The organism is Paraburkholderia sp. A1RI_3L (assembly GCF_048957895.1).
GTDB lineage: Bacteria > Pseudomonadota > Gammaproteobacteria > Burkholderiales > Burkholderiaceae > Paraburkholderia > Paraburkholderia kururiensis.
Genome location: NZ_JARCHA010000011.1, coordinates 183,817 through 210,032, shown reverse-complemented (window position 1 = coordinate 210,032; position 26,216 = coordinate 183,817). Strand labels below are relative to the sequence as shown.

Genomic DNA, 26,216 nt, shown 5'->3' with positions numbered 1-26,216 from the left:
GTGCCGGGCGGTGCTCAGCGTGGCTCCGCTTCGGGTCGCTCCCGCTCAGGGCCGCTCGTCTTCATGACAGCACACACAGAGCTTGTTGCCGTCCGGGTCGCGAAAGTACGCGCCGTAATAGTGCGCGTGGTATTGCGGCCTGAGCCCAGGCGGTCCTTCGCAGGTGCCGCCGTGCGCGAGCGCCGCGGCATGCACGCGGTCCACCATCGAACGCGTGGGCGCGAGAAACGCCGTCATCGGCCCGTTGCCCGGGCTCGCCGCGAGTCCGTTCCAGGGCTGGCCGATCAATAGCAGCGGGCGTGGTGCGTCCGTTGCCATCCATCCCGCCCATGGCACGTCGTCTTCCCTGAACTTGAGCACGTGGCCCAGCTCGTCCATGAGCGCGGTGTAGAACGCGAACGCGCGTCCGAAGTCCGTGATGCCGATGAACACGTGTGAAAACATCGCTTCGTCTCTCCCTTGAACGATTCGCAGAGATTCTCAGACCGGGCCGCCGTGCGGGCGGACCTGTGCATGCTCATGCATCTGCCCACCTGACGCAACAGCGCGAAACGTAAGCGCACGGCAAGCCTTCCGTCAGCAGCGGTACACGCATCCGACACACGGCCGTCCCGAGATCTTCACCGCGCATCTTTATCTTTCTTACCGCCGTAAGACTTGATAACAAGGTTGCGCCTCCACGCGAAGACGCGGCCATCCCCATTCCACACGCCACATCACCCGTGCTTTTACGCATCACGTCATGGAGGCGTTAATGAGTCGATTTGCCCAGGTAGTCGGCAGCCCGTTGTTACGAGGTTCGCTGTTATGCGCCGCTGTTTCGCTCGCAGTGGCGTCTGCCGTATGGCCCGCCGTTGCGGAAAGCCAGCAGAACGCCGCGGCCCAGGATCCGTCGCTGAAGACGGCTTCGCCCATCAAGCACGTCATCGTGATCGTCGGTGAAAACCGCACGTTCGATCACGTGTTCGGCGCGTATCAGCCGCGCGCCGGCCAGACCGTTTCGAACCTGCTCACGAAGGGCATCATCACGGCCGACGGTCAGCCGGGTCCGAATTTCAGCGCCGCCGCGCAATACACGGCGAGCGCCACCAACCCGAACCTGTTCGAGATGGCGCCCGGCGGCAAGCAGCCGTATTCCGTGCTGCCCGCACCGAACACGGGCGGCACCACGAGCGCGCCGAGCGACACCAACCCGCCGCCGTTCGCGACGCTCGCCGCCGCGCAGGCCGCGGAAGGCAGCGTGCTCGAGCCGCAAGACGTCGTGAAGCTCACCACGGGCGCGAGCGGCCTGCCCAAGGACGTGCCCGACACGCGCTTCGGCGCCAACACGTTCAACCTGCCGAACGGCCCGTACCAGATCTCGCGCGTGGGCCCCGACTACGATCAGTACATCAACAGCCCGGTGCACCGCTTCTACCAAAACTGGCAGCAGGCGGACTGCAGCACGGCGTACGCCACGCCCGACAATCCGAGCGGCTGCAAGATGGACCTGTTCGCCTGGGTGGAGACGTCGGTGGGCGCGGGCGCGAACGGCAAGGCCCAGCCCACGCCGTTCACGGACCAGACCACGCATGAAGGCTCCACGGCGCTCGGCTACTACAACACGACGACGGGCGACATGCCGTACTTCACGCATCTCGCACGCGAGTTCACGATCAGCGACAACTATCACCAGCCGGTGATGGGCGGCACGGGCGCGAACAGCATCATGATCGGCACGGCCGACGCGATCTACTACACGGACAGCAACGGCAACCCGGCCAAACCGCCCGTCAACGAGATCGAGAACCCGCTGCCGATGGCGGGCACCAACAACTGGTACACGCAGGACGGCTACTCGGGCGGCAGCTACAGCAACTGTTCGGACCTGCATCAACCGGGCGTGGGCACGCTGCGTCACTACCTGAGCAGCCTCTCGTACAAGCCGGATGCGAAGTGCGCGCCGAACACGTATTACCTGCTGAACAACTACAACCCGGGCTACAACGGGGACGGCACGGTCAATACGAGCACCTTCACGATTCCGCCGTCGCCCGTGCGCACCATCGGCGACACGCTGCTCGAGAAGAGCATCTCGTGGAAGTACTACGGCGAAGGGTGGAATACGTTCGTGAGTTCGCCGTCGACGAGCGTGTACTGCAATATCTGCAACCCGTTCCTGTACGAGAAGGCGATCATGACGAACCCCGCGGTCGTCAAGGCGCACCTGCAGGACACGAGCGACCTCTACTCGGACATCACCAACGGCACGCTGCCGGCGGTCTCGTTCGTGAAGCCGGGCGGTCTGCTGGACGGGCACCCGGAGTCGTCGAAGTTCGGCCTGTATGAAGCCTTCGTGCACAAGCTCGTGGACGCGGTGCAGCGCAACCCGGCGCTGTGGGCCTCCACGGCGATCTTCATCACCACGGACGAAGGCGGCGGCTACTACGATTCGGGCTACATCCAGCCGGTCGACTTCTTCGGCGACGGTCCGCGCATTCCGCTCATCGTCGTGTCGCCGTACTCGCGCGGCGGCCGTGTGGTGCACCAGTACTCGGATCACGTGTCCATCGTGAAGTTTATCGAGCGTAACTGGCACCTGAAGCCGATCACGGACCGCAGCCGCGACAACCTGCCGAACCCGGTCCAGATGGCCGCGCATCCGTACGTGCCGGTCAACGCGCCGGCGCTGGGCGACCTGTTCGATTCGTTCCAGTTCCCGCGCCAGCATGGCGACGGTGACGATAGCCACGAAGGCTCGGGCGGCGGCAAGGGCTGGTGGCCGTTCTGAGTTCCGGGTCTTGAGCTTTGTGTGACCCGGGCCGGTTGAGCCGTTCGCGGCCTCCACCGGTTTGATTGAAGCGCATTACCGCATGCAGGCTTTCGCGTCGTGAGGCGCGAAAGCCTGTTGCGTTTGGGGCGGGCAAAGGCTTGTTAAACTGGCGCCTGTTTGCCGTTCTTTCGCCGCTTCTCTGGTGTTGCTCTGTCGCTTCCCTGTTGTTTCGTTGCCGTTCAATCCCGTGCCGCCGGGTTCATTGCGTACCAACCTTGCGCCAACCCGGTGCCAACTCCGTGCCCACCCTGCACTAACCCCAGGCCAACCCGCAAACAGGTCATGAAACCTTCCCTGCTGGTTCTCATTACCCTCCCCGAAGCCAGTCTCGCGGAAATCACCGCCGCGTTCGACACACACGCTCCCGTTCCACTCGACGTTCTCTACGCACCCGACGATGCACAGCGCAATCAGGCCATCGAATCGCACGGGGCCCACGTGCGCGCGGTGCTGACCAATGGCACCACGGGCCTCACCGCCGCTGAGATCGACCGCATGCCCGCGCTCGAATTCGTGAGCGCGCTGGGCGCGGGCTACGAGAACATCGCGCTGGACCATGCCCGCGCGCGCGGCATCACGCTCGTCAACGGCGCAGGCACCAACGACGACTGCGTGGCCGATCACGCGTTCGCGCTGCTGCTGGTTACCGTGCGCGACGTCGTTCAACTCGACGCCGCGTGTCGCGCCGGCGTATGGCGCGATGCGCTGCCGCTCACGCCTTCGGTCTCGGGCAAACGGCTCGGCATCGTGGGGCTCGGCAATATCGGGCGCAAGGTGGCGCGCCGCGCCGAGGGCTTCGCTATCGAAGTCGGCTATCACAACCGCCAGCCGCGCGAGGGCGTGCCGTATCGCTACTTCGACAGCGTGCTCGCGCTTGCGCAATGGAGCGATTTTCTCGTGGTGGCCACGCCGGGCGGCGCCGCGACGAAGCACATGATCGACGCCGCCGTGATGCAGGCGCTCGGGCCGCAAGGCTATCTCGTCAACGTGTCGCGCGGCAGCGTCGTGAATACGGCGGCGCTGGCCGAAGCGCTGGAGCAGGGCAGCCTCGCAGGCGCGGGGCTCGACGTCTACGAAGGCGAACCGCAGCCGCCTGCCGCGCTGCTGCATCTGAAGAACGTGGTGCTGACGCCGCACGTGGGCGGCCGCTCGCCGGAGGCCATCGCGGCATCAGTGCGCAATTTCATCGCCAACGCGGCGCGGCACTTCGCAGGCGAGGCGCTGCTGACGCCGATCTGAATCGTGGGCCGCTGCTCGCAGCAGCCGGCCCGCAAACTTTTTCGTCGACCAGAAGAAAAGGAGCATGCATGGCAACGCACACGCACACGGCCACAATCGAATGGAACGGCAACGGTAGCGTATTCACAGACAACCGCTACAGCCGCGCGCATCACTGGACGTTCGACGGCGGCGCTGTGGTGAGCGCATCGAGTTCGCCGCACGTGGTGCGCGTGCCGTTCTCCGACCCGGCGGGCGTCGATCCGGAAGAAGCCTACGTGGCCGCGCTCTCGAGCTGCCACATGCTCTGGTTCCTTTCGATTGCCGCGGGCGAGGGCTACGCAGTCACCTCGTACCGTGACGAAGCCGAAGGCACGATGGCGAAGAACGAGGCGGGCAAGGAAGTGGTAACACGCGTGGTGCTCAAGCCGCACGTCGTTTTTCACGGTGCCAAAGCTCCCACGGACGAAGCGCTTGCCCATCTGCACCACCGGGCTCACGAGGAATGCTTCCTCGCGAACTCGGTGAAGACGGTGATCGATGTGGAGGGAAGCTGGGCCTGGCAGGCGGCCTAGATCTTTTAGACCGTTCAGACCGAGGTCTGAAGCTGGCCGACGGGCATCGCCGTTTCGCGGCGTTCCTTCGCCACGAAGCACAGCACGAGCGCGCCCACGATGTCGAACAGTGCCAGCAGCACGAAGAGCGGGTTGTAGCCGATGCGCGTCACGAGGAAGCCGAACAGCAGCGTGAAGAGCGTCGCGCCCAGGTAACCGCTCATGCCGCCCAGACCCGTTGCCGTGGCCACTTCGTTGCGGTCGAACATGTCGGACGTAATCGAGTAGAGCGCGCCGGAGAGCGTCTGGTGCGCGAACCCGCCCACGCAGAAGAGCGCAATCGCCGTGTACGGGCTCACTGCCAGCCCGATGCAGGCCGGTCCGATCATGCACAGCGAGCCGAACACCATCACCATCTTGCGCGAGGCGAAGAGCGACACGTTGCAGTACTTGTGGAAGAGCGGACTCAGGTAGCCGCCCAGCACGCAGCCCACGTCGGCGGCGAGGAACGGCAGCCACGCGAACAGCGCGATCTCCTTGAGGTTCATGTGCCGCTCGGTGGCCATGTAGAGCGGAATCCAGGCGTTGAAGGTCTGCCATGCCGGCTCGGAAAGAAAGCGCGGAATCGCAATGGACCAGAAATTGCGCGAGACCACGATCTCTTTCCAGCTCGCTTTTTTCGCGGTGCCGTTCGACGTGCCCTGATCTTCCTGGCCGGAGACGATGTAATCTCGTTCGGCTGCTGAGAGGCGCTTCTGCTGCTTCGGATGCTTGTAGAACGCGAGCCAGAGCACCGTCCACACGAGTCCCAGCACGCCGACGATCACGAACGCCCATTCCCAGCTGCCGCGCAAAATCGCCCATACGACAAGCGGCGGCGCGAGCAGCGCGCCCACCGACGAGCCGATGTTGAACCAGCCGATCGCGACCGACCGTTCCTTCGCCGGAAACCATTCCGACGACGCCTTCACGCCGCCCGGAATGCCGGCCGCTTCGGCCACGCCGAGAATGCCGCGAAAGAGCGCGAGGCTCTGCCAGCCCGTGGCGAGCGCCGTGGCCGCACAGGCGAGTGACCACGCCGCCGCGAAAATCGCGAAGCCGATCTTGGTGCCGAGCGCATCGAGCACGTAGCCCGCCACCGGCTGCACAAGCGCGTAGCACACCTGCCAGGCCACCACGACATACGAGTACTGCTGGGTGGTCACGTGCAGCTGTTCCATGATGGTCGCTGCGGAGACCGACAACGTATTGCGCGCGAGATAGTTGACGATGAGCCCCACGGTAACGAGGCTGATCATCCACCAGCGCATGCCCTTGACTGCTTTCATGAGATGACTCTTTCCTGAGTGGTTGCGGCTTGATTGATGCGGCTTGAAAAAAAGGGGCGTCAGCGTGTATCGACGATCGACGTGTTCCACGTCGTGCCCGCGATCAGCACGTTGGCGAGCATGCGTTGACGTTGAACGCGTAGACGGGGCCTGGCGTGCTCGCCGTGACCGGGCCCGCCGCGACCGGCGTGTCGGCCTGCCGGCCTGCCGGCACATGCTGTCGTGCCGGCCGCCTGCTGCATGACGGTCTGGGTGGGTCACGTCTGTCTCCGGAAAGGCGGTGGGGCCGCCTGGTGCTCATGGGGTCTCGGCGTCTCGGTCCGTCGCGGCCGTCTGCCATGAATCAGTGGCAGGTCGTGAAGCGGTTATCGGACGACTTCGAAAGCCAGCCCATGTTGTAAAACAACGTTGGCAAGTCTAGCCGCGCGGCATGGGGGCGGGACACCTGGTGCTTACCCTGATCCATTGCCCGGGTCCGCTTTGGCCTTATGACGCCGTAGAGCCGCTCGTGTCCCCGTTTTCCGTCGGCAGGCCGGGGGGCGACGGGACGTGGTAGCGCGGTCGCACAAGCGTCACGAACGTCCCAAATCTTGCCGGCGATGTTGTAAGATGACAAACAACTTGAGCCGGGAGCTTGCAGCAATGAATCAGCGGTTGAACCTCGCGGGGCGCTACATCCGTGTGCATCCGAACGACAACGTGGGCGTCGTGGTGGACGACGGCGGTCTGCCGCAAGGCGCGGTCTTCCCCGACGGCCTCGCGTTGCGCGAAGCCGTGCCGCAAGGGCACAAGGTGGCGCTCGTGGACCTGGCGGCGGGCGACCCGGTGCTGCGCTACAACACGGTGATCGGCTACGCGCTCACCGACCTCGCGGCCGGCAGCTGGGTCAACGAACGCACCATGCGCATGCCTGAGCCGCCCGGTCTCACGGACCTTCCCATCGCTACCCGAGTCGAGGCGCTGCCGCCGCTCGAGGGCTACACCTTCGAGGGCTATCGCAACGCCGATGGCTCGGTGGGCACGCGCAACGTGCTCGCGATCACGACCACGGTGCAGTGCGTTTCCGGTGTGGTCGAACACGCGGTGCAGCGGATCAAGGCCGAACTGCTGCCGCGCTACCCGAACGTGGACGACGTCGTGGGGCTCGAACACACCTATGGCTGCGGCGTGGCCATCGACGCGCCCGACGCCGTGGTGCCCATCCGCACGCTGCGCAACATCAGCCTGAACCCGAACTTCGGCGGCGAAGTGATGATGGTGAGCCTTGGCTGCGAGAAGCTTCAGCCCGAGCGCCTGATGCCGCGGGGCACGATTCCCATCGCGGCCTCATCTGCGAACGGCGAAGGCGACGGTGCGGCGCAGGACGCGAACGGTTCGGTGGTCTGTCTGCAGGAGCCCGCGCACGTGGGCTTCCAGTCGATGATCGACTCCATCATGCGGACGGCCGTCGCGCATCTGGAACGGCTCAATGCGCGGCGGCGCGAAACGGTGCCGGCATCGGAACTCGTGGTCGGCATGCAATGCGGCGGCAGCGACGCGTTTTCCGGCCTCACGGCGAATCCGGCACTGGGCTTCGCAGCCGACCTGCTGGTGCGCGCGGGCGCTACGGTGATGTTCTCCGAGGTGACCGAAGTGCGCGACGGCATCGCGCAACTCACGGCGCGGGCCGCGAATGCCGACGTGGCGCAGGCCATCGTCCGCGAAATGGCCTGGTACGACAGCTACCTGCAACGCGGGCAGGTGGACCGCAGCGCCAACACCACGCCGGGCAACAAGAAGGGCGGCTTGTCGAACATTGTCGAAAAGGCGATGGGCTCCATCGCGAAGTCGGGCAGCGCGCCGATTGCCGGCGTGCTGTCGCCCGGCGAAAAGGTTCGCCAGAAGGGCTTGATCTACGCGGCCACGCCCGCGAGCGACTTCGTCTGCGGCACGCTGCAACTGGCCGCGGGCATGAACCTGCACGTATTCACGACCGGCCGCGGCACGCCTTACGGCCTTGCCGCCGTGCCGGTGGTCAAGGTGGCCACGCGCAGCGACCTGGCGCGACGCTGGCACGATCTGATGGACATCGACGCGGGCCGCATCGCCACGGGCGCGGCGAGCATCGAAGACCTCGGCTGGGAACTGTTCCACTTCATGCTCGACGTGGCGAGCGGCCGGAAGAAGACGTGGGCCGAGCAGTGGAAGCTCGCCAATGCACTGGTGCTGTTCAACCCCGCGCCGGTGACCTGATCCATCGACTGTGAGCTGCCATGCTTCGCTACGCGCGCAGCTTTTCCATCAGAAAGTCCACGAAACACCGCACGCGCGACGAGAGATGCCGCGCGTGCGGGTAGAGCAGCACGAACGGCCGCGAGCAGCCGCCGTAGTCCTTGAGCACCTCGCGCAGCGTGCCGTCTGCCAGGCCCTCTGCCGCCACGAATCGATAAGTCTGGAAAAGCCCGGCGCCGTGGCGCGCCAGCGTGACGCCCGCGAGCACGTCGCCGGCTGTGCTGTAGCCGCCGCGCGTCATTGTCTCCGCGGCTTCGCTTTCGTCTTGACGCCTGAAGAGCCACGGAAGGTTGCGGCCCGTGCTGGGCAGCGCGTACTGGATGCATTCGTGATGGACGAGATCGTCGGGCGTAGCGGGTTGGCCTGCGCGTTTCAGATAGGCGGGCGACGCCACCACCACGAGTTCCGCGTCTTCGAGCTTGCGGGCGATCAGGCCGGAGTCGTCGGGCGCGCGGCCGCGAATGGCGAGGTCGAAACCTTCGTCGGCGAAATCGATGTTGCGGTTGCTCAGATGCGTTTCCACGGTCACGCCCGGAAAGCGCGCGCGGAATTCGGCGAGCAGCGGCAGCACGCGGTAGTGGCCGTAAGGCGTCGGCATGCTGATGCGCAGCACGCCGGCAGGCGAGCTCTGCTCGCCCGTCACTTCGCGTTCGGCTTCGGCGAGACGGGCCAGCGCTTCGCGGCATTGTTCGAAGTAGCGGCGTCCCGCGTCCGTGAGGCGGATCTGTCGCGTCGTGCGCACGAAGAGCCGCACGCCGAGGCGCGACTCCAGCCGCGCCACCGACCGGCTCACGGCGGCAGGCGTGACGCTTGCCGCCGTCGCCGCTAACGTGAAGCTCTCCAGTTCCGCTGCAAGACAGAACAGCTCGATGCTGCCGAGCAGCAGGTCTTCGAATTGACGTTGCATCGACTCTCCCACGGCGTGCGTGCGGGCAAGAATATCAGGCCGAACGCGAGAGGGCGACGGTGCGCACGATGCGGACCGGCACGCGTCACGGCTGCTGCGCGGCACGCTGCCTGCGATACGCTTGCACGGGCAAACCGCCCCAGCCCCAGTTCGCGGTATCGACTTCCTCGATCACGACGAAGGTGGATTCGAGCGGCTTGTTCAGCACGTCGAGCAGCAGGTGACTCACGCCGTGGATCAGGCGGGCTTTTTCTTCCGCGGTGACGGATTCGCGGCCGGGCTTCGTGCCTTCGCGCGTAACCTGGATGGTGACGATGGGCATGTCGGGCTCCTGAAGTGTAGGAACAAATGTGGCAACCACAGGTGAGGTAACCACAGGCGCCGCGCACGGCGGCGCGCTGGGATGCTGCAAAGGCGCTGAAAAGGGCTCAGTGGCCTGCGCTCTGGCCGCCGTCCACGTGCAGGATCTCGCCCGTCACGAACGGCGCGGCGTCGAGGAACAGCACCGCGTCGACGATGTCGCGCATCTCGCCCATGTGGCCCATCGGGTGCAGCGCACCGAACGCTTCGTGCGTTTCGGGCGCATGCATCGGCGACTTGATGATGCCCGGCGACACCGCGTTGGCGCGAATGCCTTTCTTCGCGTACTCGATGGCGAGCGACTTCGTGGCGGCGTTGATGCCGCCCTTCGTGAGCGACGCCAGCACCGAGGGCACGCCTTGAACGGCATGGTCCACGAGGCTCGTCGTGATGCTCACCACGTGACCGCTGCCCTGCTTTTCCATTTCCGCCACGGCGAGCTGCGTGATGTGAAAGAAGCCGGCCACGTTCACACCCATCACCGACGCGTAATCTTCCGCCGTGTATTGCGTGAAGGGCTTCGCGACGAACACGCCTGCGTTGTTCACGAGCGTATCGATGCGGCCGAACCGGGCCAGCGCTTCGGCCACCACGCGGCGCGCCGTTTGCGGGTCGGCGATGTCGCCTTGCACGGCGGCGAGGTTGGGATCGTCCGTCGGTTGGATCGAGCGGGCGGTTGCGACCACGCGATAGTCGAGCTGGCGGAACGCCTTGACGATTTCCGAGCCGATGCCTTGCGATGCGCCGGTCACGACGACCACTTTTTGCTGCGTTGCCATGATGAGTTCTCCAATGATGAGGATTCGGAAAAGCTGATCGGAGTGCGGCTCCGATGGGTGCTCAATCTAGGCGCATGGCCGCGAAGTTCGAACACCCGCCATGGACAAACAGTCTTGCGTCGCAGTCATAAGTGGCGCCATGCCCCCCCGGGCTTGCGTGCCCCGGGCTGCGTGCCCCGGACGCCTGCTCAATCCTTTTCCGCCAGCGCGTGCTGGATCGCGGCTTCGGTCTGCGCGTAGTTCCCTTCACCGAAATGCGAATAGACGATGCGCCCTTTGCGATCGAGCAGATAGAACGCCGGCCAGTACTGGTTGCCCCAGGCGTTCCAGGTGGCGTACTCGTTGTCCTGGGCGACCGGATACGAAATGCCGAAGCGCGCAATCGCGGTCTTCACGTTGCCCGTGTCGCGCTCGAACGGATACTCGGGCGTGTGCACACCGATCACGGCGAGGCCCTGATTGCGGTACTTCTCGTTCCACTGCTTCACATAGCAGGCTGTTGAAATACACCTCACCGATGCGCAGCATTCCTTTCCAATTAGCCGGCGCATCGGTTTGGTTCGTGTCGATTTGATACAGGGCTTCCTCAATTCAGGCGGAGCCAATGTCATCTCCTCGCCGGTTTGCGCTTCTAAACCGCTCTGTCTGCGAGCGTACGCATGCGCGTGAGGTTGTAGGCCGCCTGAGTCAGGAGGAACAACTGCTCAACCCGTTCGCGGCCACGATACATCGCCTGACGAATCCGGCCGACCGTTTTGCCCCACCCGAAGACCTGTTCGATGCATTTGCGTTTGCGCTGGCTGATGGCATAGCCAGCCCAGCGTGTCGTTCGACCGTCAATCGCCGAGCCACCCACGCGGCCGTCGTTTTGCGCCACGTGCGGCGTCACACGGTTGGCACGGCAACTCGCCACGAAGCCTGCCGTGTCGTAATTTTTGTCGGCGCCAACCGTAACGGGGACGCCGGCTACCTGCGCTGCATCCGCGAGCATTTGAGCCGCAGCGTCGCGTTCGGCCGTACCGCTGGCCTGTGTCACTTGCGCGTTCACCACCAGGCCATGCCGGTTATCCGTAAGCAGATGCCCGATGTAGCAAAGCAGCGCACCAGTGCGCTGGCTCTTGCGAAACAGCTTCGCCTGGCTGTCCGTGCTCGATTGGTGCGTCTCGTTGCTACGCTTCTCACCGTGCCAGTTCTCGCGCTCACGCGCACCGCCATCAGGCGGCGTATCGTCATCCGATTTGTTCTTGCGCACGAAGCTCTTGTGCCCGGCCCACGCCTGAATCAGCGTGCCGTCCACGCTGAAATGCTCGCCCGACAGATAACCGCGCGCGTGCGCCGCCTCAACCGTCTCGTTGAACAGTTCAACGATGACGTCGTGCTCGAGCAGCCGGTCACGGTTCTTGCTAAAGGTCGAGTGGTCCCACACCGCATCGTCCATCGAAAGGCCGACGAACCAGCGAAACAGCATGTTGTAGGAGATTTGCTCCATCAGCATGCGTTCGCTTCGAATCGAATACAGCACCTGCAACAGCAACGCGCGAATCAATTTCTCCGGGGCAATGCTCGGGCGGCCACCCTTCGCGTCGCTCTCGTACATCCGAGCGAACACCGGGTCCATGCGCTTGAGTGCGTCGTTCAGCCAAATGCGAACCGGGCGCAGCGGGTGATTGGCCGGCACGAAGTCATCCAGCCTTGCCATCGTAAACATCGTCTCGGTGTAGCCGTCCGCTCCGCGCATCGCTTCGGTCTCAGTGTTGTCCGCTTCCTTGTTTCAACGTTTACCGCTCCCGGTCCGATGACCATGGCGGAAGCTATTTCAACAGCCTGATAGGGCAGCGTGTGAATGCAGTTGATGCAGGTGTAGGTCCAGAAGTCCACCAGCACGACCTTGCCGCGCAACTGCTGCAACGTGAGCGGCGGGCTGTTGAGCCATTTGTCGAGGCCTGTGAATTCGGGCGCGGTGGGTGCGGCCGCGGCGGCATGGCCGAGCAGGGGAAGGGTCGCGAGCACGGCCGCGGCGGTGAGAGTTTTGATCCGGTTGAGCATGTCAGAGTCCTTTCAACGAAGGGAAGAAGCTGGAGAGATAAGCCACGACGAGGGTGTCGTACTGGAAATAGATGGCGGCGGCGGTGAGGATCACGAGCACGCCGAATACTTGCTGCAGACGCTGCGCGTGACGCGCGATCGCTCGCGACTGGCGCAGCGCGTACTGCCCGCCATAGAGAATGCCGAGCATCGGAATGGCGGCGCCTGCGGCGTAGAGCGTGAGCAGTAATGCCGACCACTGAAGGTTCTGAGCTTTCACGACCAGCACCAGAATGGAGGCGAGCACGGGGCCGGCGCAGGGCGTCCATACCGCACCGAGCGACATGCCGAGCACGAAGCCGCTGGCGTTGCTGCTGCCGGCTTCGCTCGCCGCGTGGTGGGGGTTGCCCACGTTCTGCAGCCACGTCATGCGAGCCATCAGCCATTCGAACGGGCGAGGCCACAACCGCAGGAATCCGAACAGTGCGAGCAAGGCGATGGCGGTATCGCGCAGCGCCTGCTGCGCGATGTGGACCGTGCTGGAAACGGCACCCAGCAGCAGCGCGAACGACGCGAAGCTAAGCACGAAGCCTGCGATTACGAAGAGCGGCCGTGCGCCCGCCGGCCGCTCGACAGCGGTGCCGAGCAGAATGGGCATCACGGGCAGTACGCAGGGCGACGCGATGGTGAAGAGCCCGGCGAGCAGGGCGAACAGCGGTTCGAGTGGGGCGTGCATGGTCGGCGTTCAGGTTGATGACATGGCGCCATTGGACCGCTTGCGCGTATCGCGCTTGTGTCGCGCGGCGGCCTTGAATGCAATGTCTTGTGTCCGTGTAGGGCGCAGATACAGTGCGATACAAAACGCCCCGGTGCTTGCGTGGCGGTTGCGTTATAAAGCACGCGTTGCCTGACTCATTGACCTATCCACCCACGCGGAGCACGACATGAACGACCGTCTCTACAAGGGCGCCTGCCACTGCGGCGCCGTGAAATTCGAGGTGCGGGCCGCCATTACGCCGGCGGTACGCTGCAATTGCAGCCTGTGCCGCCGCAGGGGCGCGCTGATGAGCCCGCCGTTCGACGCCGATCGGCTGACGATTCTGCAAGGCGAAGACGCGCTCACGCGCTACGAATTCAACACGGGCGTCGCGAAGCATTACTTCTGCCGGCATTGCGGCATTTATCCGTTCCATCAGACGCGGCTCGATCCGCGGCGCTGGCGCGTCAATCTGGGGTGCCTGGAAGGCGTGGATCCGTATGCGTTCGAATATTCGGTCGCCGATGGTTCGAGCCTTTCGGTGGTGGAGGACGCATGAAACGCGTCATGGCGATGATCCTCTTTGTGGCCGGGGGCTTTGCGACGGAAGTTGCGCATCCGGTGTACTGTTCGCTGCTGGCGCCGAGCATGCAGAGCGCCGCGCGCGAACGCAAGCGCGAACAAAACACAGACAGCCGGACATGAGGACAACGCCATGACCGAAAAGCCCGACCACATCCTGATCGTGGACGACGACCGCGGTATTCGCGAACTCGTTGGCACCTACCTCGAGAAGAACGCCATGCGCGTGTCGCTCGCCGCGAACGGACGCGAAATGCGCGCCGCGCTCGAATACGGCGTGCCGGATCTGATCGTGCTCGATCTCATGATGCCGGGCGAGGACGGGCTTACGCTGTGCCGCGAACTGCGGGCGGGCAAATTCCGTACGGTGCCGGTGCTGATGCTGACCGCGCGCAACGAGGAAACGGACCGGATTATCGGCCTCGAAATGGGCGCCGACGACTATCTGCCCAAGCCGTTTGCGGTGCGCGAACTGCTCGCGCGCATCCGCTCCGTGCTGCGCCGCACGCGCATGCTGCCGCCAGGCATGCAGGTGACCGAGGCCGCCGAAATGCTCGCGTTCGGCGACTGGCGGCTCGACACCACGGCGCGCCATCTGCTCGACGCGGAAGGCACGATGGTGGCGCTGAGCGGCGGCGAGTACCGTCTGCTGCGCGTGTTTCTGGACCATGCGCAGCGCGTGCTGACGCGCGACCAGTTGCTCAATCTCACGCAGGGCCGCGAGGCCAATGCGTTCGACCGTTCCATCGACCTGCTCGTGAGCCGGCTGCGCCAGCGTCTGCGCGACGAGGCGCGCGAGCCGCGCTACATCAAGACACTGCGCAGCGAAGGCTACGTGTTCTCCGCGGCGGTGACCGTGGTCGAAGTGCGCTCATGAGATCGGGCGCCATGATGTTCGACCGCTTGTTGCACTGGCCTCGCACGCTGTTCGCGCGCGTCGCGCTGATTCTCTGCGTGGGTCTCGCACTGGCGCAGGGGCTCTCGTTCTGGCTCACCATGACCGAGCGCGACGAGTCCACCACGAACATGATGATGGGTTACATCGAGCGCGAGGTGGCCAGCTCCGTCGCGCTGCTCGACCATCTTTCGCCCGAAGAACGCGAGCAATGGCTGCCTCGCCTCGCGCGCCGCAGCTACCAGTTCGTGCTGGGCCCGGGCGTGAGCGGTGCGCCCGTGAATGCGCGTCTTTCGGCGCGCGTCGAGCAGACCATTACCGCGGGCATCGGCAAGTCGTATCACGTCACGGCCAATGCGTTGCCGGGCGAGTCCGAACACCTGCAGGTCCATCTCCGGTTGAGCGACGGCAGCCCGTTGACCATCGACCTTCATCCCATGTACGGCACGCCGCTGTCGCAGTGGCTGCCGGCGGTGCTCGTGCTGGAGTTCGCGGTGCTGGGCGCGGGTTGCTGGTTTGCCGTGCGGCACGCGGCGCGTCCGCTCGCGCAGCTGGCGGAGGCGGCCGACGCGCTCGGCCCCGACCTCAAGGCCGTGCCCGTGCCCGAGGACGGTCCCTCGGAAGTGGCGCGCGCGGCGCGCGCGTTCAACGCGATGCAAAAACGCATCGCCACGTACACCGCGGAGCGCATGCAGATTCTTGCCGCCATCTCGCACGATTTGCAGACGCCGATTACGCGCCTGCGTCTGCGCGTGGACGTGATGGACGAGAGCGAGCAGGCCGCGAAGATGCGCCAGGACCTGCTCGAAATGGAGAGCCTCGTGAAAGAGGGCGTGGTCTACGCGCGCACGCTGCATGGCGCGACGGAGACGGCGCGGCGTATCGATCTGGATGCGTTGCTCGACAGTCTGGTCTGCGACTACGTGGATGCCGGACAAGCGGTCGTGCTCGAACGACGTTTGCCGGTAGCGGTCGTGGCGCGTCCGGAGGCGCTGCGGCGCATTATCGGCAACCTCGTCGATAACGCGCTGAAATTCGGCGGCTCGGCATCGATCGATGTGGCGCGAAGCGCGGAGGGTGCCGTGAGCATCACGGTGCTCGACCGCGGTCCGGGTATTCCGGAGGCGCTGCTCGAGCAGGTGTTCGAGCCGTTCTATCGCGTGGAAAGCTCGCGCAATCGCCATACGGGCGGCACGGGCCTCGGGCTCGCCATTGCGCGGCAGCTCACGTTGGCGCTGGATGCCACGCTTGCGCTGCGCAATCGTTCCGACGGGGGCGGGCTGGCTGCCACGCTTACGTTGAAGACGTCGGGTTGAGCGCCTGCTGGGGGTCGACGCCGCCGTGCACGGGTATTTGCCGCCTCGCGGTTCTTTTCAGCCGCTTCTTCTAACCGCGACGCGCGGCACGACCCCTGCTGCCGGACGACGTCAGGCGCGTATCACCGTCACGCCGGCCTGTTCGATCGGCTCGGTGAGCTTCGCGTCGGTAGCGGCCTCGACAATGACCGATTGCGCAAGACCGATTTCGCCAATCCGGTAGGGCGAAGCCGCATTGAGCTTCGCCGCGGACGCGAGTACGACCGTTTCCGCCGCCCGCGCGGCGAGCGCGCGCTTGATCGCCGCCTCTTCGAAGTCTCCGGTGGTGAGTCCGGCGGTGGGATGAACGCCGGTCACGCCCATGAAGTAAATGTCCGCCTGTATCTGCGATATCGCTTCGGCCGCGGCGGCGCCTACGCTCACGATCGAATGCTTGTAGAGCCGCCCGCCGATCAGGATCACCTCCACTGACGGATGCTCCACCAACGCCACGGCCACGCTCGGGCTGTGCGTGACCACCGTCGCTTCCAGGTCTGCGGGAAGACTACGGACCAGCAGCGCGGACGTGGTGCCGCCGTCCACGATCACGACCTGGCGCGGCGCGATCATCTGCACGGCGCGTTTTGCAATACGGCGCTTGGCGGCGGACTCCATTTCCTCGCGCTGGGCAAACGGTGCCGTTGCCGGCGAGGCGGGCAGCGCGCCACCGTGCACACGCTGGAGCAGCCCTTCAGCGGCCAGTTCACGCAGGTCGCGGCGCACCGTGTCTTCCGACACGCCAAAGGCGGCGCTCAACTCGCCTGCCACAACCTGGCCGTCGCGTTTGAGCGCGTCGAGAATGGCTTTCTTGCGTTGACTCGTCAGCATGAGATGAACCGGAAGGATGTGCAGCGAAGTGCCGGCACAATAATGCAATGCACGAAATTTCTTGATATTGCACGAAACTGCACGTTACCATGAGACTCATCCGCTGTCGAATGGGGGCACTCATGACGTCGATGAACGATAGAGCAGGCAATGACCGGGTTCGCATTGTCGAGACCACCGTGTTGTCGAATGACTGGTACGTGCTGAAGAAAATCACGTTCGACTTCCTTCGCCGCGACGGTAGATGGCAGCGCCAGAGCCGCGAAACATACGATCGCGGCAACGGCGCGACGATCCTGCTGCACAACCCTGCCACCGGCAATATCGTGCTGACGCGCCAGTTCAGGATGCCCGCATTCGTGAGCGGCCATGACGGCATGCTGATCGAGGCGGCGGCCGGTCTGCTCGATAGCGCCACGCCGGAAGAGCGCATTCGCGCCGAGGCGGAGGAAGAGACCGGCTACCGCGTCCGCAATATCCGCAAAGTTTTTGAAGCGTTCATGAGCCCGGGCTCCGTGACGGAAAAGCTGCACTTCTACGTGGGCGAGTACGACGCCTCGATGCGCGTGAGCGAAGGCGGCGGCCTTGAACAGGAAGGCGAGGACGTGGAGGTGCTGGAAATGCCGCTGCGCACGGCACTGGAGCACGTGGAGCGGGGCCGCATCGTAGACGGCAAGACCATCATGTTGCTGCAACATCTTGCATTGGAGCAGCTGAAGCAAGGCCGGACCCTATGAGCCATGCGTTGAATACTGCAGAGGGCGGCGGTCCATAATCGGGGCTTGAATCAATCGGAAAATGTTGCTGCAAAACCCGCCGCGTTTAACGACCGCTTAAAAAGAATGATGCGAATAAACCATACGCGGCGCAGGGGATAATCGACATTGCAGGGCATAACGCATACAACCCGTGTTTTATGATTTACATCAAATGATGCTGGGTCTTCTGCGCGTTATAAACTCCCTCCAACGAAAGGGCGCTCGCCTTACGGCCGCTTTAAGCGTTTCTTGATACGGGTTCTCGATAAGTGGTAAATCGATGATTTTCCGTTACGCTTCGTGATCGCGGCTTCATGAACTCCAGGAGTTTTATCCGCCCGCGTCGCCGTCATGCTGAATAGAAAGTAGATAGACGGACCGCGGTCAGCTTCTGATACGCACACACCCCCATCCAGGCATTTCCGCCGGAATTTCATACGGTTGTTTCAGCGCTATTCCCGCATGGCCGCGCAAGCGCCTTGCGGAAAAGCAGCTTCGCGCCGCGAAGCGACCGTTCGTGCTGAAAGAGCGGGAGCCGACGTGCGCGAATTATGGGGTCGTTACTTTAGTCCGCTTCAACGAGCCGGTGCGGTGGGTCTTTCTATCGGGATGCTGCTCGCCGGCCTTGGCATTACAGCAGTGGTTTATCTGATCAGCGTCGATCTGATTCAGCGGGAGGCGCATTTGCGTTTCAGTGCCGACACCGCGGATATCCAGCAGAAAATCAGTACGCGTGTTCGCTTGTATTCCGACGTGCTTGTTACGATGCAGGCCCTATTTAGCGCAAGCGACGATATTTCACGCACTGAATTTCGTGATTTCGTCAATGGCCTGAATTTGCCGGACCGCTACCCCGGTTTTCAGACGCTCAATTACGCCGCCTACATTCCCGACGAAGATGCAGCGGAGTTCATCGCCGGGCAGCGGATCGACCCCATGCTGCGCGCAGCTCATATGGATTTTGCGATTCGTCCGCCAGGGCGGCGTCCCGCGTATTTCGTGCTGACCTATGTCGAGCCGCTGCAGGCCAATCTGCCGTCGGTGGGGCTCGATCTCGGCGTCGAACCGGGGCGACTCGCGGCGTTGGCGCGGGGGCGTGATACCGGGGAGCCCGTCAGCAGTGGGCGTCTGATCTTCGCGCAGAGTACGCATCCGCACATCGGCATTGCATTGCGTTTGCCCGTGTACCGCCGCGGCATGCCGCACGACACCGTGCCTGAGCGGCGGCGCGCCTACATCGGCTCCGTGGGCGCGGGCATCCGGCTCAACGATCTGATGGCGGGGTTGCTGGCGGCCAACACGTCGGCGGCCATACGTCTGCGCATCTATGAAGCGGGCCGGCTCGACGAACCCGCCGTGCTGCCGTCCAGCGCCACGCTGCTGTTCGACAGCGCCAATGCAGGTGCGCGCGGCGAGACGAGTGTTGGGGCTTCCGCCGCGACGGTTTCAGCAACGAACCCGATTCCGGGTGTGAACCCGGAGGCAATCGACCACGAATGGTCCACGAGCGTCGTGCAACCTTTTGGCGGCCGCCGCTGGCTGCTCGTCGTCACGGCCGATCCCGTCGCGCTCGCCGGTACGCAGTGGATGCTGCCGCGGTTTGCTGCGCTGGCGGGCGTCGTCATCAGTCTGCTGCTGGCTGGCCTCGCGTATTCGCTCGCTACGTCGCGCGTGCGTGCCGTGAGGCTCGCCGAACGCATCACGGGCACGCTGCGCGAGAGCGAAATGGCGCGCGCCGAGGCGCAGCGCATCGCCCATCTTGGCGACTGGCGGGTCGATACTGACGGCGCGGCCGTTCATCTGTCCACCGAAATGGCGCGGCTCATCGGTTGGCGCGGCGGCAGCGCGGGCGTCGACGATCTGCTTGCGGCAATCGACCCGCACGATCGCGCCGCACTCGTCGTGCATGCGAGAAAAACGCTGCGCACGGGCGAGCCCTTCGAACTCGAATGCCGCTACCGGTCCGTGCGCGGCCGGCGTGGCTGGCTGCAACTGATCGGCCGGCCTTGCGGGGTGCAGGAACGGCGCGCGCTGCGCGGCACCGCGCTCGAAATCACGCCGCGCAAGCTCGCCGAGCGCGCGCGGCAACTGGAGCACGCGATTTCGTTGATGCTCGCCACCGCCGCGAGTGAAGCCGTGATCATCCAGCAGATCGTCGATACCCTGGCCGAGGGCATGGAGTGGGACGCTGCTGCGTTCTGGCCGGACACCTCGGGGCAAGCGCACGCGCTTTCAGTCGCTTTGCATGTACGCGAGGCGCAAGCCGGGCAGTGGCTGTTGTCGCGTCCCGCGGGCTTGCGGTGGCAGAGCGCCTGGGAGGGCGGACAGCCGTGCTGGCGCTCCGGCAGGAAGGCGCTTTCGCGGCTGCCGCATGCGGCGTGGCTCGCCGCTGGCGGCATGACGACGGTGTTCGCCTTCGGCATCCGCGCGGGCACCACCATGCTTGGCGTGGCGGAATTCTATGCGCGCGAACGGCGGCCCGCCGAGTCGAATGCGCTGACCATGGCGGCTTCCGTGGTGATCCAGACGAGCCATTTCCTGCAGCGCCGCCAGGCCGAAGACACGCTGCGTTTTCTCGCCACGCATGATGTCCTCACCGGACTGCCGAACCGCCTGATGTTCCGCGAGCGCCTGGAAGAAGTGCTCGCGCGTGCCCGTCACGACGGGACCGCTTTTCACGTGCTGTTCATCGACCTCGACGAGTTCAAGGACGTCAACGATCTGCTCGGCCACAACGCCGGCGACCTGCTGTTGCGTGCGGTGGCCGAGCGTCTGCGCGGGCAGGTCGCCGCACCTGGCGACATCGCGCGCCTGGGCGGCGACGAGTTCGTCATGCTGGTGGAAGAGCCGCCCGGCACACCGTTCGACATCCGGTGCACGGTCGATGCCATTCACGCCACGCTCGAACGGCCCTTCGCCGTGAGCGGGCGGCAACTCGCGGTGACAGCAAGTATCGGCATCGCTTCGTATCCGGGCGACGGCGACGATGTGCAAACGCTGCTCAAGCACGCCGACATCGCCATGTACGGCGCGAAAGAGCAGGGCCGCAACACCTGGCAGCTGTACGCGCGACAGATGAGCACGTCTTTGCAGCAGCGCATCGAAATGGAATCGCACCTGCGCCGCGCGGTGGAAAACGGCGAACTGGTGCTTTATTACCAGCCGCGCATTTCGTTGGGCACCAACCGCTGCACGGGCGTTGAAGCGCTCGTGCGCTGGCGTCATCCCACGCTCGGACTCGTGGCGCCGATGGCCTTCATTCCGCTCGCCGAGCAGACGGGCGCGATCGTGCAGATCGGCGCGTGGGTGCTGCGCGAAGCATGCCGGCAGAACGCCACGTGGCTCGCCAGCGGCCTCGCGCCGGTACGCGTCGCGGTCAACCTCTCGGCGCGCCAGTTCGCGGACAAGGAGCTGCATCGCGAGATCATGGCGGCGCTTTCAGACGCGCAATTGCCGGGCGAAATGCTCGAACTCGAACTCACCGAAAGCATGGTGATGCGCCACGCGGAGCAGGCCGCGGCGTGGCTCTCCAACCTCAAGCGCACCGGCGTGCGCCTCTCTATCGACGACTTCGGCACCGGCTACTCGTCTCTGGCCTACCTGAACCGCTTTCCGATCGATACGGTCAAGATCGACCGCTCGTTCATTCACGACATACCCGCAAGCAGGAGCGACGCGCAGATCACGAGCGCGGTAATCGCGCTTGGTCACGGCCTTGGCCTCGAGGTGGTGGCCGAAGGCGTGGAGACCGAGGCGCACGTCGAATTCCTGCGCAAGGAAGGCTGCGATGAAGTGCAGGGCTACTTCTACAGCCGCCCCATTCCCGCGAGCGAAATGACGTTGTTCCTCAAACGCTGGCAGGATCGCGACCGCGCCGAGGTGCGGCCGCTGCAATCCCGGCGCGCCTGAAGCGAAAACCGAGGCGCGTCTTACTGACGAAAGGAGTGGGACCATGCATGAGCAAGAGACAGACGTAGCACGGATGTGGCTCGCGATCGACGCACTCGACTTCGCGCGGATGAAGGCCAAGCTGCTGCACCGGCGCGACGGGCAGTGGACGCCCGAAACAGTGGCGCGTGCCGAGGCGGGCTACCGACAGTTCCTGAAGCTCGCGGCGCAGCACCCGGACACGGCGATCGTGCCGAACGAGGAAGTGGATCAGTTCTGGCACGCGCACATTCTGGACACGAGGCGCTATGCCGACGACTGCGAGCGCATCTTCGGGTTCGTGCTGCATCACAACCCGTATGTGGGAATCGATGGCGCGGACGATGAGGCGCGCCTGTTCGAACTCGCGTCCGCTACCGGCGCGCTGATGGAGCGCACGTTTGGCGCTGGGGCACAGGCGCAGGCTGCCGCGTATTGCGCGGTGACACCGGGTGCCCAGGCACAACCGGCGTACTGTGCGATTGCGCCGGGCGCCGAGGCGCAGGCAGCGTATTGCGCGGTGACACCGAGCGTGGAAGCGAAACCCGCTTACTGCGCGATCGCGCCCGGAGCACAGGCTGCGCAACCGGCTTACTGCGCCGTGACGCCGTCGCAGGGGCAAGGCGGCGAGGTGAGTCGGACGCGGCATTGATGGCATGAGGCACACGGATCGCACGATTTACCCCGGCGATCCGCTGCAAGCCTCACTTCAGGCGGCCTTGGGCGATATCATCGGCAGGCGGTCTTACGCCACGCCTCAATGCCCTGGAGGATGCTTACGCCATGCCACCGAACGCCACCTCGTCCCCGTCGTCTTCATGGGCTGGCACGCCGGCGTTTCAAGCCGAGAGCGAGCGGCAGACGTTCGGCAACGCCGCGATTGCGATGGGTTGGCGTGTGACGGGTAGGCGCTTGTGCGACTTCGTGCTCACCGACCGCTTGCATGCACGCACGCTGTCCGTGAGCATGCCGTTCGCGCTCACGCTCGCCGATGGTCGCGTGCTCCACATGCGAGACCTCATGCTGCTCGCGCCGCCGCACGAAGAGGCGCTTGAAGCGGATGCATCGGCCTCGTGCCTCGCCACGCGAATCGCCGGCAAACGCGTCGTGGCTTCTTTCACCGATGACGCGGCACGCTTTCTCATTCGCTGGTGTATCGAGCAACGCGAGGGTTCACCGTATCTGCGCGAACGCGTGTGGCTGACGGCGGAGAAGCAGGACGAGCACGTGGTGGACGTCGCCATGCTTTGCGTCGATGCCATCGATGGGGTCGATGCTGCTGAAGCCGGCGAGGGGCTCGACGGCGTGCCCGTCATTGCCGGTGACGTCTATCTCGGCATCGAACTGCCGCGCGCGCAAAATCGCGTGCGCAACGGCGCGGTGATGCTCACGGTTTCGCGTGCGCTGCCGCTCGGCAAGAGCAAGACCGTCGAGTACAGCGCCGTTGCCGGCGTGGCGCGCCGCGGGCAGATGCGACGTGATTTCGCGACGTACGTCGAACGCGAGCGGGCGCATCCGTCCCGTCCGTTTCTCCACTACAACAGCTGGTACGACATCGGCTACCTGACGCCGTACACGGCAGGGCAGGCGGTAGAGCGGATTGAAACGGTGGGGCGCGAACTGCATGCGAAGCGCGGCGTCCACATCGATTCCTTCATGTTCGACGACGGTTGGGATGACCTGAGCGGTAGCTGGCATTTCAGCCGCGATTTTCCGCAAGGTTTCGTGCCGCTACGCGATGCCGCCGCGCGCTTCGGTGCGGCGCCTGGCGTGTGGCTCTCGCCCTGGGGCGGCTACTGCGCGCCGCGCGATGCTCGCGTGGAGCGGGGCGCCGCGAGCGGGTACGAGGTGGTCGATCACGGCTTTGCGCTATCGGGGTCGAATTACTACGCGCGTTTCTACGCGGTAGCGATGGCGCTGCTCGGCGAGCATGGCGTCAATCACTTCAAGTTCGACGGCACGGGCAATGCGGATCGCGTCGTGCCGGGCAGCCGCTTCGACAGCGACTGGGACGCGGCGATTCATTTGATCGAAGACATTCGCGCGGCGAAGCCCGAGACCTTCATCAATCTGACCACCGGCACGCATCCCTCGCCGTTCTGGTTGCGCTTCGCCGACACCATCTGGCGCGGCGGCGCGGACCACGGCTTCGCGGGCGAAGGCTGCGACCGGGAGCGCTGGATCACGTATCGGGACGCGCAGACCTATCAGCACGTCGTTGTGCGCAGTCCGCTCTTTCCGCTCAACTCGCTGATGTTGCACGGGATCATCTGCGCGCAGCATTGCAGAGGGCTCGATGCCCCGCAGGGCGAGGCATTCGTGCACGAGGTGCGCTCGTTTTTCGCGAGCGGCACGCAATTGCAGGAGCTTTACCTCACGCCGTCGCTGCTTGCCGGGCGCGACTGGGACGTGCTCGCGCAAGCCGCCCGATGGGCGCGCGGCAATGCAGAGGTCTTGCGCGATTCGCACTGGATTGGCGGCGTGCCCGACGCGCTCGAAGTCTATGGCTGGGCGGCGTGGTCCCCGCAGCGCGCTGTCGTGACGCTACGCAATCCTGATCGCCGTATGCAGCGCTTCGTGCTGGATCTGCGCGAAGCGTTGGCCTTGCCCGACGACGCCGCAACGCGTTTCGAACTGCACGAGCCACCATGGGGCTGTTCCCACACACGATCGATGGCGGCCATCGTGGATGCCGACCGCCCGCTCTCGTTCGAGCTCGAGCCTTTCGAGGTGCTGACAGTCGAGTTCGTCGTCCGGTAGGCGCGCTGTAAGGCGCGGCAAGTTGCGCTACGAAAGCGCGCTAAGAAAGCGTGCGCACGAGCTCGACCGGCCTCGCCTCTGTCTGATGAAGATCGAAGATCAGCACGTTGTTTGCGCCGCGCACGAGCCACGGGGCCGGACAATAGAGCCGCGTTTGCGGTCCGATATGCCAATAGCGGCCCAGGTTGTGTCCGTTGACCCACACCACGCCCTTGGTCCAGTGGCGCATGTCGAGATACGTGTCGCCGATCTCGTCGAGCATCAACGTCGCCTTAAAGAACACACCGGGCCGGTGGGGATGGGTGCAGACGGGACGCAAGGCCGCGATGAACGCATCGTCCATGGGCAATAGAAAGACCTCCCAGCCTCTCAGGGTTTCGCCCTTACCGTTGGCATACCGAAGCGTGACGGGCCCGGGCATCCCCTTGCGATCCACCATCGCGTGACCGTAGTTCACGCGGCCCATGCCTTCAACGAGGATGTCGAGCTGCGTCGATGAGCGCTGCGCCTGCCGCGTGGCGTTTTGCGTACCCGCGGTCGCCAGCAGCATAAGCGGGGCGTCTGTCTCGTTCACCACGCCGTATCGCTTCGCGGAGTGCGCGGGCATGCGGGCTCGCGAGATGCCGCCCACATACTCGCCGTCCACGAATACGGTGGCGTAATCGTGGACGCCGCCTGTTTCCAGCCGGCTATCCGCCTGCATCGCTTCGGCGGGCAACGTCGTGCGATAGAGCGCGAAGCCGAACGCCTGGCCATCCATCTCGAACGGCTGCGGATCGATGGTGTCGCCTGCAGGCAATGCATCGGGCAGGTTGTCCCAGATCGACGCGCAGGCCGCGGGCATCAGCGCGGCGCGGCCCAGCCGCTCGATCGTGGGAAGCGGCGGCGGCACCTCGGGTAACGGCGAGGGCAGGTAGCGCGCGATGATCTCGCGATACTGCGCGTACTTCGGCGTGGCCGCGCCTTGCTCGTTGATAGGTGCCGCGTAGTCGTAGCTGGTGATGTCGGGCTGGTAGGCGCCCGTGCGGTCGTCGATATTGGCGCCGGCGTAGAAGGCGAAGCTGGTGCCGCCGTGGATCACGTAGAGGTTGAACGAGAGCCGCTCGCGCATGAATGCGTCGAGCTTCTCGCCGATATCGACAGCCGTGCCCTGGAATGCCGCGTCGCCCCAGTGCGTGAGCCAGCCGGGATACACCTCGCCGGCCATGACAGGCACGCCGGGAAACGCCGCGCGTGCCGCCGCGATCTGCGCCGCGTCGCCGTTGCTGAGCGCGATGGCGCCGCCCTCTACGTGGCTGCGATTTTGCTGGAGCTGCATCAGGCCGTCTTCGGTATAGAACGGACCCGTGATTCCGCCTTGCAGCCAGAGCGCGCGGATTTCTTCGAGGTACGGCGGGTTGTGCGCGTAAGAGCCGAACTCGTTCTCGATCTGGACCATGAGGATGGGCCCGCCCGCCGCAATCATGAGCGGCTTCACGCGCGCGGCCAGTTCGGCGACGTAGCGTGCCACGGCAGCCATGTAGCGTGCGTCGCCAGCCGACCCGGTTCTCAGCACGATGTCGGGGTAGCGCAGGAGCCACCACGGCAGGCCGCCCAGGTCCCACTCGGCGCAGACATATGGGCCGGGGCGCAGCAGCACCCACATGCGCTCGCGCTGACACAGTCGAATGAACGCTTCGATGTCGCGATTACCGGTTTCGAAATCGAACACGCCGGGCTGTGTCTCGTGATAATTCCACATCACGTAAAGCGCGATACAGTTCATTCCCATCGCGCGGACCATGCGAATGCGGTGCTGCCAATATTCGACGGGAATGCGTGCCGGGTGCAATTCGCCGCTGCGAATCTGGAATGGCTCGCCATCGAGCAGGAAATGCGCGCCGTCGGCGCTGAAGGCGAAGGTGCGGTGAGGCCTGCCGTCGGGTTCATCCGAACGCGGAACCCATGGGACGCGGCGTTCGCCGAGGGGCGGAGTATCGTCTGCCGTGCCGGTTGCCATACGTTCCGTTTGCCTCCATGGGGCTCGGGTATTCGCGAACGCGGCGCGGCTTGCCGAAACGGGCAATACGCGCGTCAGCGAGCAACGCACGCGATTGGTTA

Annotated in this window: 22 protein-coding genes and 1 pseudogene; 12 read left to right on the top strand and 11 right to left on the bottom strand. The window is 64.8% G+C overall.

All coding sequences use genetic code 11. The annotated features are described in order from the left end of the window. Positions 1 to 45: 45 nt before the first annotated feature. A complete protein-coding gene (locus PXJ20_RS25990) occupies positions 46 to 444 on the bottom strand; it encodes a VOC family protein (RefSeq protein ID WP_421032463.1) in 399 nt (132 codons plus the stop codon). A gap of 310 nt (positions 445 to 754) precedes the next feature. Here PXJ20_RS25990 and PXJ20_RS25985 point away from each other — a divergent pair, with 310 nt between their 5' ends. From PXJ20_RS25985 to PXJ20_RS25975, 3 genes are all read left to right on the top strand, one after another. Further along, the gene (locus PXJ20_RS25985; RefSeq protein ID WP_421032462.1) at positions 755 to 2,770 is read left to right on the top strand and encodes an alkaline phosphatase family protein; all 2,016 of its coding nucleotides are present in this window, start codon (positions 755 to 757) and stop codon (positions 2,768 to 2,770) included. Between the two features lie 324 nt (positions 2,771 to 3,094). Then, positions 3,095 to 4,051 (top strand): 2-hydroxyacid dehydrogenase, encoded by a 957-nt coding sequence (locus tag PXJ20_RS25980; protein ID WP_421032461.1) that lies wholly within the window; start codon positions 3,095 to 3,097, stop codon positions 4,049 to 4,051. A gap of 68 nt (positions 4,052 to 4,119) precedes the next feature. Further along, positions 4,120 to 4,605, top strand: a complete 486-nt coding sequence (locus PXJ20_RS25975) for an OsmC family protein (RefSeq protein WP_421032460.1) — start codon at positions 4,120 to 4,122, stop codon at positions 4,603 to 4,605. Between the two features lie 14 nt (positions 4,606 to 4,619). Here PXJ20_RS25975 and PXJ20_RS25970 read toward each other — a convergent pair whose 3' ends face one another. Continuing rightward, positions 4,620 to 5,912: an MFS transporter gene (locus PXJ20_RS25970; RefSeq protein ID WP_042302198.1), complete on the bottom strand. Its 1,293-nt coding sequence runs from the start codon at positions 5,910 to 5,912 to the stop codon at positions 4,620 to 4,622. Positions 5,913 to 6,554: 642 nt separating this feature from the next. On the opposite strand from PXJ20_RS25970, the gene garD reads away from it, so the two are divergent. Then, on the top strand, positions 6,555 to 8,144 hold the full coding sequence (garD, locus tag PXJ20_RS25965) for a galactarate dehydratase (protein ID WP_421032459.1): 1,590 nt from the start codon (positions 6,555 to 6,557) through the stop codon (positions 8,142 to 8,144). A 28-nt stretch (positions 8,145 to 8,172) separates the two neighbouring features. On the opposite strand, the gene PXJ20_RS25960 is transcribed toward garD, so the two are convergent. From PXJ20_RS25960 to PXJ20_RS25930, 7 genes and pseudogenes are all read right to left on the bottom strand, one after another. After that, positions 8,173 to 9,090: a LysR family transcriptional regulator gene (locus tag PXJ20_RS25960; RefSeq protein ID WP_421032458.1), complete on the bottom strand. Its 918-nt coding sequence runs from the start codon at positions 9,088 to 9,090 to the stop codon at positions 8,173 to 8,175. 85 nt (positions 9,091 to 9,175) lie between these two features. Continuing rightward, positions 9,176 to 9,412, bottom strand: a complete 237-nt coding sequence (locus PXJ20_RS25955; RefSeq protein WP_017773705.1) for a tautomerase family protein — start codon at positions 9,410 to 9,412, stop codon at positions 9,176 to 9,178. Positions 9,413 to 9,518: 106 nt separating this feature from the next. Continuing rightward, the gene (locus PXJ20_RS25950) at positions 9,519 to 10,229 is read right to left on the bottom strand and encodes an SDR family NAD(P)-dependent oxidoreductase (protein ID WP_421032457.1); all 711 of its coding nucleotides are present in this window, start codon (positions 10,227 to 10,229) and stop codon (positions 9,519 to 9,521) included. 188 nt (positions 10,230 to 10,417) lie between these two features. Further along, positions 10,418 to 10,738, bottom strand: a pseudogene (locus PXJ20_RS25945) (redoxin family protein); the annotation flags it as partial. Positions 10,739 to 10,860: 122 nt separating this feature from the next. After that, positions 10,861 to 11,967, bottom strand: a complete 1,107-nt coding sequence (locus PXJ20_RS25940) for an IS5 family transposase (protein ID WP_421032456.1) — start codon at positions 11,965 to 11,967, stop codon at positions 10,861 to 10,863. Further along, the gene (locus tag PXJ20_RS25935; RefSeq protein WP_421032455.1) at positions 11,865 to 12,275 is read right to left on the bottom strand and encodes a hypothetical protein; all 411 of its coding nucleotides are present in this window, start codon (positions 12,273 to 12,275) and stop codon (positions 11,865 to 11,867) included. The genes PXJ20_RS25940 and PXJ20_RS25935 overlap by 103 nt, the downstream gene beginning before the upstream one ends. Position 12,276: 1 nt before the next feature. Further along, complete coding sequence (locus PXJ20_RS25930) at positions 12,277 to 12,990, bottom strand: cytochrome c biogenesis CcdA family protein (RefSeq protein ID WP_421032454.1); 714 nt, start codon at positions 12,988 to 12,990, stop codon at positions 12,277 to 12,279. A gap of 208 nt (positions 12,991 to 13,198) precedes the next feature. Between PXJ20_RS25930 and PXJ20_RS25925 the strand changes: the two genes are divergently transcribed. Genes PXJ20_RS25925 through PXJ20_RS25910 form a run of 4 tightly spaced genes read left to right on the top strand, consistent with a single transcriptional unit; the run spans position 13,199 to position 15,804 of the window. After that, positions 13,199 to 13,570: a GFA family protein gene (locus tag PXJ20_RS25925; RefSeq protein WP_017773709.1), complete on the top strand. Its 372-nt coding sequence runs from the start codon at positions 13,199 to 13,201 to the stop codon at positions 13,568 to 13,570. Further along, positions 13,567 to 13,716 (top strand): hypothetical protein, encoded by a 150-nt coding sequence (locus PXJ20_RS25920; RefSeq protein ID WP_017773710.1) that lies wholly within the window; start codon positions 13,567 to 13,569, stop codon positions 13,714 to 13,716. Before PXJ20_RS25925 ends, PXJ20_RS25920 begins: the two co-directional genes overlap by 4 nt. Positions 13,717 to 13,726: 10 nt before the next feature. Beyond that, positions 13,727 to 14,470 (top strand): response regulator, encoded by a 744-nt coding sequence (locus PXJ20_RS25915; RefSeq protein WP_126877500.1) that lies wholly within the window; start codon positions 13,727 to 13,729, stop codon positions 14,468 to 14,470. Positions 14,471 to 14,481: 11 nt separating this feature from the next. Continuing rightward, positions 14,482 to 15,804, top strand: a complete 1,323-nt coding sequence (locus PXJ20_RS25910) for an ATP-binding protein (RefSeq protein WP_017773712.1) — start codon at positions 14,482 to 14,484, stop codon at positions 15,802 to 15,804. A gap of 111 nt (positions 15,805 to 15,915) precedes the next feature. On the opposite strand, the gene PXJ20_RS25905 is transcribed toward PXJ20_RS25910, so the two are convergent. Then, a complete protein-coding gene (locus PXJ20_RS25905; RefSeq protein WP_421032453.1) occupies positions 15,916 to 16,671 on the bottom strand; it encodes a DeoR/GlpR family DNA-binding transcription regulator in 756 nt (251 codons plus the stop codon). A 122-nt stretch (positions 16,672 to 16,793) separates the two neighbouring features. Between PXJ20_RS25905 and PXJ20_RS25900 the strand changes: the two genes are divergently transcribed. From PXJ20_RS25900 to PXJ20_RS25885, 4 genes are all read left to right on the top strand, one after another. Beyond that, entirely contained in the window at positions 16,794 to 17,408 is a 615-nt protein-coding gene (locus PXJ20_RS25900; RefSeq protein ID WP_421032452.1) for an NUDIX domain-containing protein, read from the top strand. A gap of 612 nt (positions 17,409 to 18,020) precedes the next feature. Next, a complete protein-coding gene (locus PXJ20_RS25895) occupies positions 18,021 to 21,338 on the top strand; it encodes a bifunctional diguanylate cyclase/phosphodiesterase (RefSeq protein WP_421032451.1) in 3,318 nt (1,105 codons plus the stop codon). 43 nt (positions 21,339 to 21,381) lie between these two features. Continuing rightward, positions 21,382 to 22,008 (top strand): glycine-rich domain-containing protein, encoded by a 627-nt coding sequence (locus PXJ20_RS25890; protein ID WP_421032450.1) that lies wholly within the window; start codon positions 21,382 to 21,384, stop codon positions 22,006 to 22,008. A 131-nt stretch (positions 22,009 to 22,139) separates the two neighbouring features. After that, the gene (locus PXJ20_RS25885) at positions 22,140 to 24,116 is read left to right on the top strand and encodes an enterotoxin (protein WP_421032449.1); all 1,977 of its coding nucleotides are present in this window, start codon (positions 22,140 to 22,142) and stop codon (positions 24,114 to 24,116) included. A gap of 40 nt (positions 24,117 to 24,156) precedes the next feature. On the opposite strand, the gene PXJ20_RS25880 is transcribed toward PXJ20_RS25885, so the two are convergent. Further along, entirely contained in the window at positions 24,157 to 26,115 is a 1,959-nt protein-coding gene (locus PXJ20_RS25880) for a beta-galactosidase (protein WP_421032448.1), read from the bottom strand. Positions 26,116 to 26,216: the final 101 nt, after the last annotated feature.

Bases quoted from the DNA above. Each gene is read 5' to 3' on its own strand.
- PXJ20_RS25990 (WP_421032463.1), bottom strand. From the start codon at position 444: ATGTTTTCACACGTGTTCATCGGCATCACGGACTTCGGACGCGCGTTC.
- PXJ20_RS25985 (WP_421032462.1), top strand. From the start codon at position 755: ATGAGTCGATTTGCCCAGGTAGTCGGCAGCCCGTTGTTACGAGGTTCG.
- PXJ20_RS25980 (WP_421032461.1), top strand. From the start codon at position 3,095: ATGAAACCTTCCCTGCTGGTTCTCATTACCCTCCCCGAAGCCAGTCTC.
- PXJ20_RS25975 (WP_421032460.1), top strand. From the start codon at position 4,120: ATGGCAACGCACACGCACACGGCCACAATCGAATGGAACGGCAACGGT.
- PXJ20_RS25970 (WP_042302198.1), bottom strand. From the start codon at position 5,912: ATGAAAGCAGTCAAGGGCATGCGCTGGTGGATGATCAGCCTCGTTACC.
- garD (WP_421032459.1), top strand. From the start codon at position 6,555: ATGAATCAGCGGTTGAACCTCGCGGGGCGCTACATCCGTGTGCATCCG.
- PXJ20_RS25960 (WP_421032458.1), bottom strand. From the start codon at position 9,090: ATGCAACGTCAATTCGAAGACCTGCTGCTCGGCAGCATCGAGCTGTTC.
- PXJ20_RS25955 (WP_017773705.1), bottom strand. From the start codon at position 9,412: ATGCCCATCGTCACCATCCAGGTTACGCGCGAAGGCACGAAGCCCGGC.
- PXJ20_RS25950 (WP_421032457.1), bottom strand. From the start codon at position 10,229: ATGGCAACGCAGCAAAAAGTGGTCGTCGTGACCGGCGCATCGCAAGGC.
- PXJ20_RS25940 (WP_421032456.1), bottom strand. From the start codon at position 11,967: ATGCGCGGAGCGGACGGCTACACCGAGACGATGTTTACGATGGCAAGG.
- PXJ20_RS25935 (WP_421032455.1), bottom strand. From the start codon at position 12,275: ATGCTCAACCGGATCAAAACTCTCACCGCCGCGGCCGTGCTCGCGACC.
- PXJ20_RS25930 (WP_421032454.1), bottom strand. From the start codon at position 12,990: ATGCACGCCCCACTCGAACCGCTGTTCGCCCTGCTCGCCGGGCTCTTC.
- PXJ20_RS25925 (WP_017773709.1), top strand. From the start codon at position 13,199: ATGAACGACCGTCTCTACAAGGGCGCCTGCCACTGCGGCGCCGTGAAA.
- PXJ20_RS25920 (WP_017773710.1), top strand. From the start codon at position 13,567: ATGAAACGCGTCATGGCGATGATCCTCTTTGTGGCCGGGGGCTTTGCG.
- PXJ20_RS25915 (WP_126877500.1), top strand. From the start codon at position 13,727: ATGACCGAAAAGCCCGACCACATCCTGATCGTGGACGACGACCGCGGT.
- PXJ20_RS25910 (WP_017773712.1), top strand. From the start codon at position 14,482: ATGATGTTCGACCGCTTGTTGCACTGGCCTCGCACGCTGTTCGCGCGC.
- PXJ20_RS25905 (WP_421032453.1), bottom strand. From the start codon at position 16,671: ATGCTGACGAGTCAACGCAAGAAAGCCATTCTCGACGCGCTCAAACGC.
- PXJ20_RS25900 (WP_421032452.1), top strand. From the start codon at position 16,794: ATGACGTCGATGAACGATAGAGCAGGCAATGACCGGGTTCGCATTGTC.
- PXJ20_RS25890 (WP_421032450.1), top strand. From the start codon at position 21,382: ATGCATGAGCAAGAGACAGACGTAGCACGGATGTGGCTCGCGATCGAC.
- PXJ20_RS25885 (WP_421032449.1), top strand. From the start codon at position 22,140: ATGCCACCGAACGCCACCTCGTCCCCGTCGTCTTCATGGGCTGGCACG.
- PXJ20_RS25880 (WP_421032448.1), bottom strand. From the start codon at position 26,115: ATGGCAACCGGCACGGCAGACGATACTCCGCCCCTCGGCGAACGCCGC.